At 72.0% G+C, this 16,681-nt stretch carries 15 protein-coding genes; 10 read left to right on the top strand and 5 right to left on the bottom strand.

The genetic code is table 11. The features are described from left to right. Nucleotides 1-15 precede the first annotated feature (15 nt). Entirely contained in the window at nucleotides 16-1,101 is a 1,086-nt protein-coding gene (gene rnd / locus SLW55_RS11485; protein ID WP_043092553.1) for a ribonuclease D, read from the bottom strand. A gap of 151 nt (nucleotides 1,102-1,252) precedes the next feature. On the opposite strand from rnd, the gene SLW55_RS11490 reads away from it, so the two are divergent. The 3 genes from SLW55_RS11490 to SLW55_RS11500 all read left to right on the top strand — a co-directional run bounded on the left by SLW55_RS11490 (nucleotide 1,253) and on the right by SLW55_RS11500 (nucleotide 4,655). Next, a complete protein-coding gene (locus SLW55_RS11490) occupies nucleotides 1,253-3,112 on the top strand; it encodes a formylglycine-generating enzyme family protein (RefSeq protein ID WP_320745219.1) in 1,860 nt (619 codons plus the stop codon). A 57-nt stretch (nucleotides 3,113-3,169) separates the two neighbouring features. Next, complete coding sequence (locus SLW55_RS11495) at nucleotides 3,170-4,081, top strand: M48 family metallopeptidase (protein WP_017909672.1); 912 nt, start codon at nucleotides 3,170-3,172, stop codon at nucleotides 4,079-4,081. Between the two features lie 115 nt (nucleotides 4,082-4,196). Beyond that, the gene (locus tag SLW55_RS11500) at nucleotides 4,197-4,655 is read left to right on the top strand and encodes a DUF6491 family protein (protein ID WP_017909671.1); all 459 of its coding nucleotides are present in this window, start codon (nucleotides 4,197-4,199) and stop codon (nucleotides 4,653-4,655) included. A gap of 289 nt (nucleotides 4,656-4,944) precedes the next feature. Here SLW55_RS11500 and SLW55_RS11505 read toward each other — a convergent pair whose 3' ends face one another. The 4 genes from SLW55_RS11505 to SLW55_RS11520 all read right to left on the bottom strand — a co-directional run bounded on the left by SLW55_RS11505 (nucleotide 4,945) and on the right by SLW55_RS11520 (nucleotide 9,091). Further along, nucleotides 4,945-5,223 carry an oxidative damage protection protein gene (locus tag SLW55_RS11505; RefSeq protein ID WP_017912227.1) on the bottom strand — a complete coding sequence of 93 codons (279 nt, stop codon included), beginning with the start codon at nucleotides 5,221-5,223 and terminating at the stop codon, nucleotides 4,945-4,947. 44 nt (nucleotides 5,224-5,267) lie between these two features. After that, nucleotides 5,268-6,329: an A/G-specific adenine glycosylase gene (gene mutY, locus SLW55_RS11510; RefSeq protein ID WP_320745146.1), complete on the bottom strand. Its 1,062-nt coding sequence runs from the start codon at nucleotides 6,327-6,329 to the stop codon at nucleotides 5,268-5,270. 280 nt (nucleotides 6,330-6,609) lie between these two features. Further along, nucleotides 6,610-7,968, bottom strand: coding sequence for a signal recognition particle-docking protein FtsY (ftsY, locus tag SLW55_RS11515; protein ID WP_320745147.1), 1,359 nt, complete (start codon nucleotides 7,966-7,968; stop codon nucleotides 6,610-6,612). Between the two features lie 415 nt (nucleotides 7,969-8,383). Next, on the bottom strand, nucleotides 8,384-9,091 hold the full coding sequence (locus tag SLW55_RS11520; RefSeq protein ID WP_017911046.1) for an AraC family transcriptional regulator: 708 nt from the start codon (nucleotides 9,089-9,091) through the stop codon (nucleotides 8,384-8,386). Between the two features lie 172 nt (nucleotides 9,092-9,263). Here SLW55_RS11520 and SLW55_RS11525 point away from each other — a divergent pair, with 172 nt between their 5' ends. Genes SLW55_RS11525 through SLW55_RS11555 form a run of 7 tightly spaced genes read left to right on the top strand, consistent with a single transcriptional unit; the run spans nucleotide 9,264 to nucleotide 16,611 of the window. After that, complete coding sequence (locus tag SLW55_RS11525; protein WP_152238196.1) at nucleotides 9,264-10,205, top strand: proline racemase family protein; 942 nt, start codon at nucleotides 9,264-9,266, stop codon at nucleotides 10,203-10,205. After that, a complete protein-coding gene (locus tag SLW55_RS11530; protein ID WP_295917732.1) occupies nucleotides 10,202-11,302 on the top strand; it encodes an FAD-dependent oxidoreductase in 1,101 nt (366 codons plus the stop codon). Before SLW55_RS11525 ends, SLW55_RS11530 begins: the two co-directional genes overlap by 4 nt. Further along, nucleotides 11,299-11,547, top strand: a complete 249-nt coding sequence (locus SLW55_RS11535; RefSeq protein ID WP_170268107.1) for a (2Fe-2S)-binding protein — start codon at nucleotides 11,299-11,301, stop codon at nucleotides 11,545-11,547. The genes SLW55_RS11530 and SLW55_RS11535 overlap by 4 nt, the downstream gene beginning before the upstream one ends. Then, nucleotides 11,540-12,910 carry an FAD/NAD(P)-binding oxidoreductase gene (locus tag SLW55_RS11540; RefSeq protein WP_267084822.1) on the top strand — a complete coding sequence of 457 codons (1,371 nt, stop codon included), beginning with the start codon at nucleotides 11,540-11,542 and terminating at the stop codon, nucleotides 12,908-12,910. Before SLW55_RS11535 ends, SLW55_RS11540 begins: the two co-directional genes overlap by 8 nt. Beyond that, complete coding sequence (locus SLW55_RS11545; protein ID WP_150411089.1) at nucleotides 12,907-13,812, top strand: dihydrodipicolinate synthase family protein; 906 nt, start codon at nucleotides 12,907-12,909, stop codon at nucleotides 13,810-13,812. The genes SLW55_RS11540 and SLW55_RS11545 overlap by 4 nt, the downstream gene beginning before the upstream one ends. Nucleotide 13,813: 1 nt before the next feature. Further along, entirely contained in the window at nucleotides 13,814-15,406 is a 1,593-nt protein-coding gene (locus tag SLW55_RS11550; RefSeq protein ID WP_320745148.1) for an aldehyde dehydrogenase family protein, read from the top strand. Continuing rightward, nucleotides 15,403-16,611 (top strand): Xaa-Pro peptidase family protein, encoded by a 1,209-nt coding sequence (locus SLW55_RS11555; protein ID WP_320745149.1) that lies wholly within the window; start codon nucleotides 15,403-15,405, stop codon nucleotides 16,609-16,611. The genes SLW55_RS11550 and SLW55_RS11555 overlap by 4 nt, the downstream gene beginning before the upstream one ends. Nucleotides 16,612-16,681 lie beyond the last annotated feature (70 nt).

Below are 16,681 nucleotides of genomic sequence, written 5' to 3' on the forward strand. Positions count from 1 at the left end.
CCCGGCCGCGCCCGCTCAGCGCGTGGCCGCCAGCAGCGGCTGCAGCCGCGGTTCCAGTTCGCGCCGGCGCCAGCCGGCCAGCGGCGCCGGCCATTGCGCGCTTTCCAGCAGGGCTTCCAGATGCTTGCGCGAGGCCAGCAGGCCGTCGGGCAGGCCGAGTTCGGCGCTGCGTGCGGCCACCGCGTCCTGCAGCCGCTTCAGCGCGGCCTTGTTGTCGTCGCTGGCGGCCAACGCCTGCGGGGCGTCGGTTTCGTCGGTCAGTGGGGTGGTCAGCGCCTGCCACACCGCATCGCTGAGCTTGCGCGGCGCCTTGGGGTGTTTGTCGAACAGCGCCAGCATGGCCGGTTGGTCCTGCGGCGGGAAGCGCGCCAGGGTGGCGGCCAGTTCGTTGTCCAGGATCCAGCTGCGCGGTTTGTCGTTGTGCCGGGCCTGCGCGTCGCGCCAGCGCAACAGGCGCAGCAGGCGCAGTTGCGCGGGGCGGTCCATGAACTGCGCCGAGCGCATGCCCAGGTGCGGCCAGCGTTCGCCGTCGTCGTGCTCGACGGTGCCGAGCAGGCGTTCGCCGTCCTCGTGCAGCCAGTCGCCGCGCTCCAGGGTCTGCAACCGCGCCTGCAGGTTGTCGTGCAGCGCGAACAGATGGCGCACGTCGTCGGCGGCGTACTCCAGCTGCGCCGGCGACAGCGGGCGGCGCAGCCAGTCCGAGCGGGTCTCGCCCTTGGCCAGGTGCACGCCGGTGATCTCCAGCACCAGCTTCTGGTAGCCCATGCCGGCGCCGAGCCCGGCCAGGCCGGCGGCGATCTGGGTGTCGAACAGCGGCCGCGGCAGGGTGCCGCAGGCGCACTTGAAGGCGACCAGGTCTTCGCTGGCGCTGTGCATGATCTTGAGGATGTCCGGGTCGCTCAGCCACGGCGCCAGCGCCTGCGGCATGCCCGGGATCAGCGGGTCGATCAGCAGGATTTCGTCGCCTACGGCCATCTGCACCAGCGCCAGTTGCGGCCAGTAGGTCCGTTCGCGGACGAATTCGGTATCCAGGCCGATGCGGGCCGGTCGCTGCGCCAGCCGTTCGCTCAGCTCGGCAGGTTGCTTGATCCAGTAAGGCACGTGATTTCCGTTGACTGCAGGGTTTGCTCAGGCAGGCGAGAATAGCCTAACGTCGCTCCGCCGGCCGCACGGCGCGCCGGACGGGATGGCGTCGCAAGGTCCATGGTTCGGAGGGAAAGTGCGCAGCAGCGGCGTTGTGATGGTCTGGAGCATGCTTGCGGCGGCGCTGGTCGGCTGTGCGCGGCAGCCGTCGGCGCCGGCCGCCGAGACCGCGCCTGCGACCGCCGCTGCCACCGCCACCGCTACGGCGCAGTCGGCGCCGGTCAAGCCGGTGCAGGCGCCCAGCGTGACCATCGGCGGCGAGGATGCGGCCGAGACCGTGGCGCGCTGGCAGCCGCCGTTGCCGACCCTGACGCGCAGCGGCCTGCCGCAGGCGCGGCGCCAGGCGGCGCGCGCGCTGGCCGAAGATCGCCTGTTCGAGGATGCGCAGTCGGCGATTCCGCTGTACCTGGCGATCCGCAGCCTGGCGCCGAACGATCGCGTTGCCCAGGACGGCCTGCGCAAGGCGCGGCGGCGCCTGTTGCAACTCGGCGCGCAGGCGCTGGGCGATCCGGATCTTTCCGAACGCATGCTCGAGCAGGCCGCGCGCATCGCGATGGTGGCGCTGTGGCTGGATGCCGATGACCCGGCGGTGCGGCGCCTGCAGCAGCGGGTGGAGACCGCCTCGCGGGTGCTGGCCTACAACCGCGCCGGCGAGGACGACCTGCGCGGCGGCCGCCTGGGCGAGGACGGCAACGGCGCCCTGGCCAATTTCCGTGAGGCGTTGCTGCTGGATGCGGACGATGCGCGCGCGCGGCAGGGCGTGGCGGCGGTGGAAAGCGCGCTGATCCGTCGCGCCGAGACGGCCGCGGCGGCCTCGGATTTCGCCGCCGCCGGCAGTTGGCTGGCGCGCGCGGCGCGGGTGCGCGAGGACGCGCCCACGGTGCACGACGCGCGCGAGCGCGTGGAGCAGGTGCGGGTGGCGAGCATCGCCGCCTTGCGCGATGCGGGCCTGCGCGATCTGGCCACCCCGGCCGGATTGAAGTCGGCGCGCGAGCGCCTGGGCGACGTGCTGCGCATCGCCGATCCCGGCGACCCGGTGGCGGCGATGCTGCGCGAACGCATCGACCTGGCCACCCACTACGGCAGCTTCCGCCCCGGCCAGGTGTTCACCGACGGCATGCACGACGGCGGGCGCGGTCCGCAGATGATCGTGGTGCCGCACGGCGGCTTCCGCATGGGCGCGGCCGAGACCGAACCCGGCGCCTCGCCGGCGGAGATGCCGCAGCACTACGTGCGCTTCGACCGCGGTTTCGCCATGTCGATCACCGAGGTCACCGTGGCCGAGTTCCGCCGTTTCGTGGAGGCGACCAATGCGCGTCCGCGCGCCACCCGCCGCGGCCATTCCACCGTCTACGACGAACGCAGCGGCAACTTCGTGCGCCGCAACGGCGTGGACTGGCAGTCCGATTACCAGGGCGCCCGGGCGGCGCCGAACAGCCCGGTGATGCACGTCAGCGTGCGCGACGCCGAGGCCTATGCGGCCTGGCTGTCGCAGCAGACCGGGCGGCATTACCGGCTGCCCAGCGAGGCCGAGTTCGAATACGCCCTGCGCGCCGGCGGCCGCGGCCGCTATCCCTGGGGCAACGCCGGCACGCCGCCGCGCGGCAGCGGCAACTTCACCGGCGGCGGCGACGTCTCGCCCAGCGGGCGGCACTGGCGCAATGCCTTCGTCGGCTACACCGACGGCTTCTGGGGCCCGGCCCCGGTGGCCAGTTTTTCCGCCAACGCCTGGGGCCTGCACGACATGGCCGGCAACCTCAGCGAGTGGGTCGCCGACTGCTGGCACGCCAGTTATCGCCGCGCGCCGGCCGACGGCGCGGCCTGGTACAACCCGGGCTGCCGCTCGCGGGTGGTGCGCGGCGGCAACTGGGCCAATGCGCCGGAGCAGACGCGCGCGGCCTGGCGGCTGATGCAGGATTCGGACAGCACCAGCGCACGCGTCGGCTTCCGCCTGGTGCGCGGCATTTGACGCCGCCGCGCCAGGGCCGGCGCTAGATTGCCTCACCAGTCAGCGAGGGGGAGTGCGATGAACCAAGTCTTCGGCCGCCAGGGCGGCGAACCGGGCGGCGGCCGCCGTGGACCGCTGGGCGGGGTGCGCTGGCTGGTACTGCTGGGGTTTGCCGTGTATGCCGGGTTCTACTGGTTCTCCAACCGCAGCGAGGATCCGTACACCGGCGAACAGGTGCTGATCGACCGCTCGTTGAATGTGGAGGACGAGAAGGCGCTGGGTCTGCAGGCGTACCAGGAGATTCTGGCGCAGGAACATCCGGTCGATCCGCAGTCGCAGGTGGCGCAGCAGGTGCGTGCGATCGCGCAGCGGCTGATCGCCAAGGTCGACGTGGTCGAGGACGCGCTGGCCGCCGAGCACGGCATGCAGGCCAAGCATTACGCGCGCGGCTTCGACTGGGACGTCAACGTGATCGAGTCCGACCAGGCCAATGCGTTCTGCCTCCCCGGCGGCAAGATGGCGGTCTACACCGGGCTGCTGCCGGTGGCCAAGAACGCCGACGCGATGGCGGTGGTGATGGGCCACGAGATCGCGCATGCGCTGCTGCGGCATGGCGCGCAGCGCATGGCCCAGCAGAAGCTGACCCAGATCGGGCAGATGGCCGGCGCCGCCGGCGGCCTGGATCCGCAACAGCAGCAGATGGCGATGGCGGCGATGGGCTATGGCTACCTGCTGCCGTACGCGCGCAGCCACGAGACCCAGGCCGACGAAGTGGGCCTGATGCTGGCCGCGGCGGCCTGTTTCGACCCGCGCGAGGCGGTGCCGCTGTGGGAGCGGATGAGCGCCAGCAGTGGCGGCCAGGCGCCGCCGGAGTTCGCCTCCACCCATCCCAATCCGGGCACCCGCATCCAGAACCTGCAGGCGCTGATGCCCAAGGCGCTGGAGTACCGGCAGCGCTTCTGCGAGTCCGCGCGTGGTGCTTCGCAGTAAGCGCTGCCGCCGTTGCACGCGTTGGCTGCCTTGTCGCTGAACGCCGCGCGCTTATCCACGCTCGCGTGCACGGCGGCGGGCGCATGATGCGCTCCACACCATCGGGAGCACTGCCATGAAACGCCTGCTGCTGTCCTCCCTCGTCGCCACGGCCGTGCTGGCCGGCTGCGCCACCAACCGGCTCAGCGACGACGAGCGTCTGACCCTGTACCGCGCCCACGCCGGTGCGCCGGTGCGCGACTTCCAGTACTTCAACCGGCTCAGCGGCTGGACCGCACTCGGCGACAGCGCGCTGGCGGTGTGGACGCGCCCGAACCAGGCCTATCTGCTGGAATTCGCCGGCACCTGCCAGGACCTGGATTTCGCCCCCAGCATCGCCATCACCCATTTCGGCAGCCAGGTCTCGGCGAAGTTCGACGATGTGCTGGTGCTCGGCGGCGGCCCCGCCGCGATTCGCCTGCCGTGCCGCATCGACAGCATCCGCCCGCTCGACGTCAAGGCGCTGCGCACCTCGGAGAAGGAACTGCGCGAGGCCAAGGTGCAGGAACGGGCGCAGCAGGCGCCTGGGAGCTGACGTGGTGCCGGGATTCGCGATTCGCGAGGCGGTGCGCGCGGTGGTGCGGATAGTGTGATGTCGCGCCGTCGCTTGCTGGTGCAGCCTGTTGCGTCAGGTGCACTGCAAGGTGCTGTGCGGCACGCCCTTATGGCTCCGGGGCGCACGCTTCAGCGGCGACGGGTGTTACCGGTAAGACCCAGTCGCGGCTGAAGCCGCTCCTGCGAGATCGGGTGAGGTGCGACGAACGCAGGCGCTTGGCAGTGTCTGAGCGTCGGTGCGTGGGAGTGACGCGACGACGCGGTGGTGCTCAGGAGGCCTGGTCGGGCGCCACGTAGCCGTCGGGCTTGTCGGCGCCGCCCTGGAACAGGAACTTTTCCAGTTCCGCTTCCAGGAACGCGCGGTGCTTGGGATCGCGCGGCGACAGCCGGTTCTCGTTGATCAGCATGGTCTGGTGCGCCAGCCAGGCCTGCCAGCCGGCCTTGCCGATGTGCGCGAACACGCGCTTGCCGAGCTCGCCAGGATAGGGCACGTAATCGAGCCCTTCGGCGTCGCGTTGCTGGTACTGGCAGAAGACGGTGCGGGACATGGCAACAATTCCTGGCGGTGCGTGCGGCCGCGCGCGCTGGCGCGCTAGAGGCCGTCGAGCAGTTTGCGGATCGGTGCGGGCAGGCCCAGCGCCGACAGGTCGGCGCGCGCCACCCAGCGCAGGTCGTCATTGTCGCCCAGCGCATCGCCCATGGCGACCTTGCGCAGGCGCAGTGGCTGCAGGTGCAGGCGGTAATGGCTGAAGGTGTGCACGATCGGCGGCAGCGCTTCGGCGTCGTCGTAGGCGCGCCCGCGCATCCAGCGCGCGTACCAGGCGCGCAGCTCGCTGTCGGTGTCGGCCTGCGGCAGGGTCCACAGCGAGGCCCAGATGCCGGTCGGCGGCCGCCGCTGCAGCAGCAGTTCGCCGGCGGCGTTCTCCAGCAGCAGCGCCAGCGCCTCGCGCTCGGGCAGGGTCTTGCCCGGCTTGGGCGTGGGCAGCGCCTCGACCAGGCCGTCGCGGCGCGCCACGCAGTCGTCCTGCAGCGGGCACAGCACGCAGGCCGGGTTGGCGCGGGTGCACAGGGTGGCGCCGAAATCCATCTGCGCCTGCGTGTAGTCGGCCATGCGCCCGTCCGGCACGGCGGCCACGTGGTCGTGCGCGAGCGTCCACAGCGGCTTTTCCACCGCCGGCAGGCCGGGGTAGCCGGCGATGCCGTGGTAGCGGGTCAGCACGCGCTTGACGTTGCCGTCGAGGATCGGGAAGCGGTCGTTCCAGGCCTGGCTGAGGATCGCGCCGGCGGTGCTGCGGCCGATGCCGGGCAGCGCATGCAGGGCCTCGAAATCGCGCGGCAGCTCGCCGCCGTGCAGTTCCACGCAGCGCTTGGCGGCGGCGTGCAGGTTGCGCGCACGGGCGTAGTAGCCCAGCCCGGCCCATTGCGCCATCACCGCGTCGTTGTCGGCGGCGGCCAGGTCGGGCAGGGTCGGGAAGTGCTGCAGGAAGCGCAGGAAGTAGGGGATGACCACCGCCACCTGGGTCTGCTGCAGCATGATCTCCGACAGCCACACCCGGTACGGACTGCGCGGATGCTGCCAGGGCAGGTCATGGCGTCCGTGGCGGTCGAACCAGGCGAGCAGGCGGGTAGGGAAGGTGTCGGGAGGCTGGCGCATGCTGGCGTCGAAGTTCCTTCTCCCCTCGGGAGAAGGTGCCCCGCAGGGGCGGATGAGGTGAGCTATTCCTTCTCCCACCGGGAGAAGGTGCCCCGAAGGGGCGGATGAGGGTACGGGCGAAGCCTCGGGGACCTGATTCCGCGAGACGCTTCGCGCCGCACCCTCACCCCAACCCCCGCTCCGCGCCCCGGCCCGCGCTGGCGGCGCGGGCGCTCCAGGGCACGCGCGCCAGTGGCGCGCAAGCCGTGCCCAGTCGCCCCAGTGGGAGAGGGGCTCAGGATCAGGCACCCAAGGCGTCGGGCAGCAACGCGTCGACGAAGGCTTCGGCATCGAACACGCGCAGGTCTTCGGGGCGCTCGCCGATGCCGGCGAAGCGGATCGGGATGCCGAATTCGCGGGCCAGGGCGAACACCACGCCGCCCTTGGCGGTGCCGTCGAGCTTGGTCACCACCAGGCCGGTGACGCCGACCGCGGCGTGGAACTGGCGCAGTTGCGACAGCGCGTTCTGGCCGGTGGTGCCGTCGATGACCATCAGCACCTCGTGCGGGGCGCTGGCGTCGAGCTTGCCGAGCACGCGGCGGATCTTGCCCAGTTCGTTCATCAGCCCGGTCTGGGTGTGCAGGCGGCCGGCGGTGTCGGCGATCAGCACCTCGGTGCCGCGCGCCTTGCCGGCCTGCAGCGCATCGAAGGCCACCGAGGCGGCGTCGGCGTTCTGGCCCTGCGCGATCACGGTCACACCGTTGCGCTCGCCCCAGGCCTGCAACTGCGCTACCGCGGCGGCGCGGAAGGTGTCGCCGGCGGCCAGCATCAGGCTGTGGCCCTCGTCCTTGAAGCGCTTGGCCAGCTTGCCGATGGTGGTGGTCTTGCCGACGCCGTTGACGCCGACGGTCAGCACCACGAAGGGCTTTGCATTGCGGTCGATCTGCAGCGGCCTGGCCACCGGCTGCAGGATCGCCAGCAGGTCGGCGCGCAGCGCCTGCTGCAGCGCCCTGGCGTCGGCGAACTCGCGCGCCTTCATGCGCTTGCGCAGGCTCTCGATCAGCGCGGTGGTGGCGGGGATGCCGACGTCGGCGGTGATCAGCGCGGTCTCGATCTCGTCGAGCAGGTCGTCGTCGAGCTTGGGATTGCGCGAGAACAGACTGCCGACGCTGCGCGCGAAGCTGCTGTTGCGCAGCCGCTCGCGCCAGCCGGGCTTGCCGGCCGGGGCGGCGGGTAGGGCATCACTGCGCAGCAGGTCGGCGTCGGCTGCGGGCACGGACGCGGTGGCCGGCGCTGGAGCCGCGGGGGCGGGCGTTGGCGTCGGCACGCTCGGTGCCGGCGCGGCGGCCGGGGCCGGCACATAGGCCTGCGGTGGCGGCGTGGGCGCTGCGGGCGGCAGCGGGGTCGGTTGCGGCTGCGGCACCGCGACCGGGGCCGGCGCCTGCACGGGATGTTCGGCGACCGGCGCGGACGTCGGCTGCGGGGTGGCGGCGGGCGCGGGAGCGGCGGGCGCTGCTTCAGCGGCAGGCGGCGCCGGCGCAGCGGGCTCGGCGCTTGCCGGCTTGGGGAAGGCGGCGGCCAGTTCCTCGATGCTGTAGCGCTGCGTGCGGCTCTCGCCGGCGTTGTCCTGGGGCTTGTTGCGGCGGAATAGGCTGACCATGGATGACGCGTGGACCGGAAACGAAGAATGCTACCACTTGCGACCTGAGCGGCCGGTGCAGCGGGGGCGAGCTGGGATGGTTGGCAAGGTGGGCTTCGGGCGTCGCGACTGCGTGTGTCGCGCCAGGCGCGGTTCCTGGCCCTTTGCGGGATCAGCCGCGACAGGCGGGTGCCCACTGAAGCACAGTCGCAGGGTGCAGTTGCGGAATTGCCATGGTTTTTCGACGTAATGGCTCCGCCGCACCCTCACCCCAACCCCTCTCCCGGAGGGAGAGGGGCTTGTCACTGTGGGCGCGGGTGTTCCTGGAGAGTCGAAACTGCTCCTGCGACAGCCTCAACAGCGTCGCGATCCCAACGCCCGCATTCAGCAAAAAACGATTCCCCAATCCCATTCCCCATTCCCCATTCCCAGCTCTTCACAGCTTGCCCTTCATCGACCGGTAGTCGCGCGGGGTCATGCCCACGGTGGCCTTGAACTGGCGGGCGAAGGCGCTCTGGTCGGCGAAGCCGCACAGCTGGCCGATGCTGGCGATGCTGTCGTCGCCGTGCAGCAGGCGCATCGCCGCTTCGATGCGCATCTTGGTCAGCAGTTGCTGCGGGGTCAGCTGGAAGACGCGGCGGAAGTGCCGCTCCAGTTGCGCCACCGACAGCTCGGCCAGGTCGGCCAGGGTCTGCACGCGCAGGTTGTCGCCGTAGTGCGCCTGCATGTGTTCCATGGCGCGGCTGATGCGCTCGTAGGCGGAATGGCGGCTGTCCGGCTGGCCCAGGTCGCGGGAGATGCCGACCACGCCGATCACCTCCTCGCCCTCGCACAGCGGGCGCTTGAAGGTCAGGCACCAGCCGGGGGTGCGGTTGGGGAACAGGTGCACTTCCAGCTGGTTCTCGATCACCTCGCCGCACAGCACGCGCCGGTCCTGCATCAGGTAGCTGCCGCCCAGCGGCAGCGGGAACACGTCCGCGGCCGACTTGCCGATCAGGTCGGCGCGGTATTTCTTGCCCAGCCGCCGCACCAGGGTCAGGTTGACGTGGGTGTAGCGGCCGTCGCGGTCCTTCACGAAGAACACCACGTCCGGCAGGGCGTCGAACAGCGTCTGCAGTTCCAGTGCCGAAATCAGAGTGTCCATGGCGTTCACCTGCGGAAGTGGGCGGCGGTGCGGGCGCGCCGCCGCGCGTCCCCCGAATGCCGATGCTAGCCTAAGTCGGCACCGGCGGGCGTCGCCGGGTTGTGCGAACTTCCGCATTGGCGACAGGCAAACGCTGCTAGCCGGCGACGGTGCCGAATGTGAGCATGGCCCCATGCATACACTCGATGTCATCGACTCGCACAGCGCCGGCGAACCGACCCGTGTCGTCGTCTCCGGCTTCCCCGATCTGGGAACCGGTTCCCTGGCCGAGCGCCGGGAGCTGTTCCGCACGCGCTTCGACGCCTGGCGCAGCGCCATCGCCTGCGAACCGCGCGGCTCGGACACCATGGTCGGCGCGCTGCTGCTGCCGCCGGTGGCCGCCGATGCCTGCGCGGCGGTGATCTTCTTCAACAACGTCGGCTACCTGGGCATGTGCGGCCACGGCACCATCGGCCTGGTGCGCACGCTGGCCGAACTGGGCCGGCTGAGCGCGGGCACGCACCGCATCGAGACGCCGGTGGGCACGGTCGGCGTGGAACTGCACGCCGACGGCCGCGTCTCGGTCGACAACGTCGAGAGCTACCGCCACGCCACCGGCGTCGAAGTGCAGGTGCCCGAGTACGGGCGCGTGCGCGGCGACGTCGCCTGGGGCGGCAACTGGTTCTTCATCACCGAACAGACCCCGTGCGCGCTGGAACTGCGCCACCAGCGCGCGCTGACCGCTTACACCGAGGCGCTGCGGCTGGCACTGGAGGCGGCGGGCATCCGCGGCGCCGACGGCGGCGAGATCGACCACATCGAGATCAACGGGCCGGCGCCGGACGCCAGCGCCGACGCGCGCAACTTCGTGCTGTGCCCGGGCCTGGCCTACGACCGGTCGCCCTGCGGCACCGGCACCAGCGCCAAGCTGGCGTGCCTGGCCGCCGACGGCAAGCTGGCGGCGGGCCAGGTGTGGCGGCAGCAGGGCATCCTCGGCAGCGTGTTCGAGGGCAGCTACACGGCCGGTGCGCGCGGGGTACTGCCGCGCATCACCGGGCAGGCCTACATCACTGCGCGCGCGCAGTTGTCGATCGATCCGCAGGATCCGTTCGCCTGGGGCATCGGCGCCGCATGAGCGGTTTCGACCTGATCGTCGTCGGCGCCGGCATCGTCGGCGCGGCCTGCGCCGATGCGGCGGCGGCCGCCGGCCTGCGCGTGGCGATCGTCGAGTCGGGCAGCATCGGCGGCGGTTCCACCGCCGCGGCGATGGGTCATCTCGTGGCGATGGACGACGATCCGGCGGAACTGGCGCTGTCGGCGTACTCGCTGCGTTTGTGGGAAGAATTCGCGCCGCTGCCCGAGGCGGAGTTCAGTCGCTGCGGCACGCTGTGGGTGGCGCGCGAGGCGCGCGAACTGGAGGCGATTCCGGCCAAGATCCAGCGCCTGGCCGCGGCCGGCGTGCACGCCGAAGCGCTCGATGCGCAGCGCTTGTACCAACTGGAGCCGGCGCTGGTGCCGGGCTTGGCCGGCGGCATGTGCGTGGCCGCCGAGGCGGTGGTGTATCCGCCGCGGATGGCGCGCTACCTGGTCGAGCGTGCCTGCGCCGCCGGTGCGCAGCTGTACGCCGGGCGTCGCGCCACTGCGCTGGCCGATGCCGGCGTGCGTCTGGACGACGGCAGCGCGCTGCATGGCCCAGTGCTGGTCGCCACCGGCTGCGCCGTGCCGGAGCTGTTGCCGGAACTGCCGATGCGCGCGCGCAAAGGGCAACTGGTGATCACCGACCGCTATCCGGGCTTCGTCGCCCATCAATTGCTGGAACTGGGCTACGCCGACAGCGCGCACGGCAGCGACGGCAGCAGCGTGGCGTTCAACGTGCAGCCGCGGCCGACCGGGCAACTCCTGATCGGCTCCTCGCGCGAATTCGATGCGACCGACCGCGCGGTGTCGATGCCGATGCTGCAGCGGATGCTGGAGCGCGCCTTCGCGTTCCTGCCGGGCCTGCGGCAACTGCAGGCGATCCGGGTGTGGACCGGCCTGCGTCCGGCCACGCCGGACGGACGCCCGTACCTGGGCGCGGTGCCGGAGCGGCGCGACGTGTGGGTTGCGGCCGGCCACGAGGGCCTGGGCGTGACGACGGCGCTGGGCAGTGCGCGCCTGCTGCTGGACCAGTTGCTGCAGCGGCCCACGGCCATCGACGCGGCGCCGTACGCGCCGGCGCGGGCGCTGGCATGAGTGCGCGCATGTTGCGCCTGCAGGTCGACGGCCGCGACGTCGAAGTGCCTGATGGCAGCAGCGTGGCCGCGGCGGTGGCGCAGGTGGCCACGCATTTCCGCCGCTCGCGCAGCGGCCAGCCGCGCGCGCCGCTGTGCGGTATGGGCGTGTGCGCCGAGTGCCGGGTGCGCATCGACCGCGTCGGCCAGTTGCGCGCCTGCATCACCCCGGCGCGCGACGGCATGCAGGTGTGGACCGATGGCTGAGCCGCGCACCCACTTCGAGGTCTTGGTGATCGGCGCCGGGCCGGCCGGGCTGGCGGCGGCGCTGGCGGCGGCCGGGCATGGTCGCCGGGTCGGCCTGGTCGATCTGCAGGCGCGTGCCGGCGGGCAGATCTGGCGCCACGATGTGGCGCAGGTGCCGCCGCGCCTGGCCGCGCGCGCGCTGGCGCAGCTGGCGGCGAGCGCAGTGACCTTCCTGCCGCAGACCCAGGTGCTGCTGGCGCAGGACCGGCAACTGCTCACCGATGGACCCGATGGCCCGCGCTGGCTGGGCTACGACGCGCTGGTGCTGGCCACCGGCGCGCGCGAGTTGCTGTTGCCGTTCCCGGGCTGGACCCTGCCCGGGGTGACCGGTGCAGGTGGCGCGCAGGCGCTGGCCAAGCAGGGCTGGCCGCTGCGCGGGCGGCGCGTGCTGGTCGCCGGCAGCGGGCCGCTGCTGCTGGCCTCGGCGGCGACGCTGCATCGCCACGGCGCGCAGGTGCTGGGCATCGTCGAACAGGCGCCGTGGCGCGCGCTGGCCGCGTTCGCCGCGCAGCTGCCGCTGCGTTGGCCGGACAAGGCGCTGCAGGCGCTGGCGCTGCGCACGCAACTGGCCGGGGTCGGCTACCACGCCGGCAGCGTGGTGCTGGCCGCGTACGGCGAGGGCCGCGTGCAAGAGGCGGAGATCGACGGCCCGCGCGGCCGCCGCCGTCTCGCCTGCGATCAACTGTCGGTGGGCTACGGCCTGGTGCCGAACGTGGAATTGGCGCAACTGCTGGGCTGCCGGCTGGGCCGCAGCGGCGCGCATCCGTGCGTGGCGGTGGATGCGCAACTGCGCACCAGCGTCGACGGCGTGTACGCAGCGGGCGAGGCGCTGGGCATCGGCGGGCGCGATTGCGCGCGGGTGGAAGGCGCCATCGCCGGCCACCTGGCCGCCGGCCAGGACGCCGCTGCGCAGGCGCTGCAGCCGCAGCGGCGACGTGCGCGCGCCTTCGCTGAACTGCTGCAGCGCCAGTTCGCGCTGGATCCACGCATCCACGCGCTGGCCGCGCCGGACACGCTGGTGTGCCGCTGCGAAGACGTGCCGCTGTCCGCGCTGCAGGGCCATGCCGACCTGCGCGACGCCAAGCTGGCCTCGCGCTGCGGCATGGGCGCCTGCCAGGGCCGCATCTGCGGCAGTGCGCTGACCGAACTTGGCCTGGCCACGCGCGCCGCCGATTTCTCCGACGACGGCCGCCGGCCGCCGCTGTTCCCGGCGCGTCTGGACGCGCTGGCCCATCCCTGTCCGGATCCCGGTCCGGACGCCGATTCCGTCGCGTCCTCGCGCGCGGCCTCCCTTCGCAACTCTCCACAAGGTGTACTTCCATGAGCAAGGCTTCCTTCTGGTACGGCGTGCTGCCGGCCATCACCACCCCGTTCAACGCCGACGGCAGCATCGACCACGCGTTCCTGGCTAAGCATGCGCAGCTCATGATCGACGCCGGCTGCACTGCGATCGTGCCGCTGGGCTCGCTGGGCGAGGCGGCCACGCTGAGCTTCGACGACAAGCTGGCGGTTCTGAAGACCCTGGTGCAGGCGGTCGACGGCCGCATCCCGGTGGTGCCGGGCATCGCCGCGCTGTCCACCGACGAGGCCGTGCGCCTGGCGCAGGCGGCCAAGCAGGTCGGCTGCGGTGGCCTCATGGTGCTGCCGCCGTACGTGTATTCCACCGACTGGCGCGAAATGGGCGCGCACATGCGCGCGGTGATCGCCGCCACCGACCTGCCGGCGATCCTGTACAACAACCCGATCGCCTACAAGACCGATTTCAGCCCGGCGCAGATCGCCGAACTGGCCGCCGAGTTCCCGAACCTGCAGGCGGTGAAGGAATCCTCGGGCGACGTGCGCCGCTTCGCCGCGCTGGGCGAGTTGCTCGGCGACCGCCTGGTGCTGCTGGTGGGCATGGACGATGCGATCGTCGAAGGCCTGAGCATGGGCGCCAAGGGCTGGATCGCCGGCCTGGTCAACGCGTATCCGAAGGAGTCGGTGAAGCTGTTCGAGCTGGCCCGCGACGGCGGCTACCCGGCGGCCAAGGCGCTGTACGACTGGTTCCTGCCGCTGCTGCGCCTGGACACCGTGCCCAAGTTCGTCCAGCTGATCAAGCTGGTGCAGGAGAAGGTCGGCCTGGGCAGCGAGCGCGTGCGCGCGCCGCGGCTGGTGCTGGAAGGCGCCGAGCGCGAGGCCGCGCTGAAGGTCATCGACCACGCCATCGCCACCCACCCTGGGCACTGAGATGAGCACGCAACCGCTGTTGCTGGCCGGCCATTGGCAGGCCTCGCTGGAAGAGCGCGGCAGTTTCCGCGCCGAGGATCCGCGCGACGGGAGCGAGTTCGGCCCGTCGTTCCCGATCAGCGGCGCCGCCGATCTGGAAGCGGCGCTGAGCGCGGCGGCGCTGAGCGCCGATGCGCTGGCCGCGGCCGCGCCGGAACGCATCGCCGGGTTCCTGGATGCGTACGCGGACGCGATCGACGCCGACGTCGAACGTCTGGTGGCGCTGGCCCATGCCGAAACCGGCCTGCCGGTGGAGCCGCGCCTGGCCAAGGTGGAGCTGCCGCGCGCCAGCGGGCAGTTGCGCCAGGCCGCGCAGGCAGTGCGTAGCCACAGCTGGGCGCAGCCGGTGATCGACACCGCGGCGGGCCTGCGCGCGCAGCTGGGGCCGCTGCACAAGCCGGTGCTGGTGTTCGGTCCGAACAATTTCCCGTTCGCGTTCAACGCGGTGGCCGGCAGCGATTTCGCCTCGGCCATCGCCGCGCGCAATCCGGTCATCGCCAAGGCGCATCCTTCGCATCCGGCCACCAGCCAGCGCCTGGCCCAGCTCGCGCACCAGGCGCTGCTGGCCAACGACCTGCCGGCGGCGACGGTGCAGTTGCTGTATCACTTCGATAACACGCTGGGCCTGGAACTGGCAGGCGATCCGCGGCTGGGCGCGATCGGCTTCACCGGCAGCCGTGCCGGCGGGCTGGCGCTGAAGGCCGCCGCCGACCGCGCCGGGGTGCCGGCCTATGTCGAGTTGTCCAGCGTCAACCCGGTGTTCCTGCTGCCGGGCGCGCTGGCCGAACGCGGTGCGGCGCTGGCGCAGGAGTTCTTCGCCTCCTGCACCATGGGCAGCGGCCAGTTCTGCACCAACCCGGGCATCGTGGTGGTGCCCGAGGGCGAGGCCGGCGATGCCTTCGTCGCCGCAGCCACCGCGCATTTCGCCGCTGCTGCGCCGGCGCTGCTGTTCTCGCGCGGCGTGCTGGAGCATCTGCAGCGCAGCGTGGGCACGCTGCGCGATGCCGGCGCCACGGTGCTGGCCGGTGGCGAGGCCGATGCCGGCCCCGGCTATCGGCATGCGCCGACGCTGCTGCAAGTGTCGGCCGAGGCCTTCCTGCAGCAGCCGGAGGCGCTGCAGACCGAGGCGTTCGGCCCGGTCAGCCTGATCGTGCGCGGCGGCGGGTTGGGGCAGTTGACCGCCCTGGCGCGCAGCTTCGAGGGCAATCTCACCGGCACGCTCTATCGCGCCGCCGATGGCAGCGACGACATGGCCTTCGCCGCGCTGGCCGCGGCGCTGCGTCCGCGGGTCGGTCGCCTGATCTGCAACAAGATGCCGACCGGCGTGGCGGTGAGCCCGGCGATGAACCATGGCGGCCCGTATCCGAGCACCGGCCACCCGGGCTTCACTGCGGTCGGCATGCCCGCGGCGATCCGCCGCTTCGCCGCGCTGCACAGCTACGACGGCGTGCCCGACGCGCTGCTGCCGCCGTTGCTGCGCGATCGCAATCCCAGCGGCGTGCAGCGCTTGATCGACGGCAGCTGGAGCACCGCCGACGTGGAGCCGCGCGCATGAGCGAGCAAGCCCAGATCGGCGGGTTGACCCTGGAGCAGGCGCACGCACAACTGGCGCCGTGGCCGCACCGCGCGCCGGCGATCCAGCAGCAGGAGTACCGGCAGCGTCTGGCCAATGCGCGCGCGCTGATGCGCGCGCACGGCGCCGACGCGTTGCTGATCGGTGCCGGCGCTTCGTTGCGCTACTTCACCGGCGTGCCGTGGGGCGCCAGCGAGCGCCTGGTGGCGATGCTGCTCACCGCCGAAGGCGATCCGCTGCTGATCTGCCCGGCGTTCGAGGAAGGCTCGCTGGACGCGGTACTATCGGTGCCGGTGCGCAAGCGCCTGTGGCAGGAACACGAGGATCCGCACGCGCTGGTCGCCGAGGCCTTGCTAGAACTGGACGCGCAGAGTCTAGCGTTGGACCCGGGCGTGGCCTTTGCGGTGCACACCGGGCTGACGGCGGTGCTGGGCCGGATCGCGATCCGCGATGCGGCGGCCATCGTCGACGGCTGCCGCATGCGCAAGTCGCCGGCGGAACTGGCGCTGATGCAGCAGGCCTGCGACATGACCCTGCAGGTGCAGCGGCTGGCCGCCGGGCTGGTCCGCGAGGGCATCACCACCGCGGAACTGACCCGCTTCATCGACCAGGCGCACCGCGCGCTCGGTGCCGACAACGGCTCGACCTTCTGCATCGTGCAGTTCGGCCATGCCACCGCGTATCCGCACGGCATTCCCGGCGTGCAGGCGCTGCGCCCGGGCGAACTGGTGCTGATCGATACCGGCTGCACGGTGCAGGGCTACCACTCCGACATCACCCGCACCTACATCTTCGGCGAGCCCAGCGAGAAGCAGCGACGCATCTGGCAACTGGAGCACGACGCGCAGTCGGCGGCCTTCGCCGCGGTGCGGCCGGGCGTGGCCTGCGCGGTGGTGGACGAGGCCGCGCGCAAGGTGCTGCAGCGTGCCGGGCTCGGCCCGGACTACCAGTTGCCGGGGCTGCCGCATCGCGCCGGCCACGGTTGCGGCATGAGCATCCACGAGGCACCGTACCTGGTGCGCGGCAATGCGCTGGCGCTGGCCCCGGGCATGTGCTGCAGCAACGAGCCGATGATCGTGGTGCCGGGCGAGTTCGGCGTGCGACTGGAGGATCATTTCTACGTCACCGAGGACGGCGCGCAGTGGTTCACGCCCCCGTCGCCGGCGATCGACCGGCCGTTCGCCTGATGCGCAGGGCGGCCGCCTGCAACGTTTGCGCGGCGGCCGTCGCGGTGTGTCACGGGCGCGTGCCGCCCTG

It is taken from the genome of Xanthomonas sp. LF06-19, assembly GCF_034105425.1.
Lineage (GTDB): Bacteria > Pseudomonadota > Gammaproteobacteria > Xanthomonadales > Xanthomonadaceae > Xanthomonas_A > Xanthomonas_A sontii.

Excerpts from the sequence above, each read along its gene's own strand:
- SLW55_RS11490 (WP_320745219.1), top strand. The coding sequence starts at position 1,253 with ATGCTTGCGGCGGCGCTGGTCGGCTGTGCGCGGCAGCCGTCGGCGCCG.
- SLW55_RS11495 (WP_017909672.1), top strand. The coding sequence starts at position 3,170 with ATGAACCAAGTCTTCGGCCGCCAGGGCGGCGAACCGGGCGGCGGCCGC.
- SLW55_RS11500 (WP_017909671.1), top strand. The coding sequence starts at position 4,197 with ATGAAACGCCTGCTGCTGTCCTCCCTCGTCGCCACGGCCGTGCTGGCC.
- SLW55_RS11505 (WP_017912227.1), bottom strand. The coding sequence starts at position 5,223 with ATGTCCCGCACCGTCTTCTGCCAGTACCAGCAACGCGACGCCGAAGGG.
- mutY (WP_320745146.1), bottom strand. The coding sequence starts at position 6,329 with ATGCGCCAGCCTCCCGACACCTTCCCTACCCGCCTGCTCGCCTGGTTC.
- ftsY (WP_320745147.1), bottom strand. The coding sequence starts at position 7,968 with ATGGTCAGCCTATTCCGCCGCAACAAGCCCCAGGACAACGCCGGCGAG.
- SLW55_RS11520 (WP_017911046.1), bottom strand. The coding sequence starts at position 9,091 with ATGGACACTCTGATTTCGGCACTGGAACTGCAGACGCTGTTCGACGCC.
- SLW55_RS11525 (WP_152238196.1), top strand. The coding sequence starts at position 9,264 with ATGCATACACTCGATGTCATCGACTCGCACAGCGCCGGCGAACCGACC.
- SLW55_RS11530 (WP_295917732.1), top strand. The coding sequence starts at position 10,202 with ATGAGCGGTTTCGACCTGATCGTCGTCGGCGCCGGCATCGTCGGCGCG.
- SLW55_RS11535 (WP_170268107.1), top strand. The coding sequence starts at position 11,299 with ATGAGTGCGCGCATGTTGCGCCTGCAGGTCGACGGCCGCGACGTCGAA.
- SLW55_RS11540 (WP_267084822.1), top strand. The coding sequence starts at position 11,540 with ATGGCTGAGCCGCGCACCCACTTCGAGGTCTTGGTGATCGGCGCCGGG.
- SLW55_RS11545 (WP_150411089.1), top strand. The coding sequence starts at position 12,907 with ATGAGCAAGGCTTCCTTCTGGTACGGCGTGCTGCCGGCCATCACCACC.
- SLW55_RS11550 (WP_320745148.1), top strand. The coding sequence starts at position 13,814 with ATGAGCACGCAACCGCTGTTGCTGGCCGGCCATTGGCAGGCCTCGCTG.
- SLW55_RS11555 (WP_320745149.1), top strand. The coding sequence starts at position 15,403 with ATGAGCGAGCAAGCCCAGATCGGCGGGTTGACCCTGGAGCAGGCGCAC.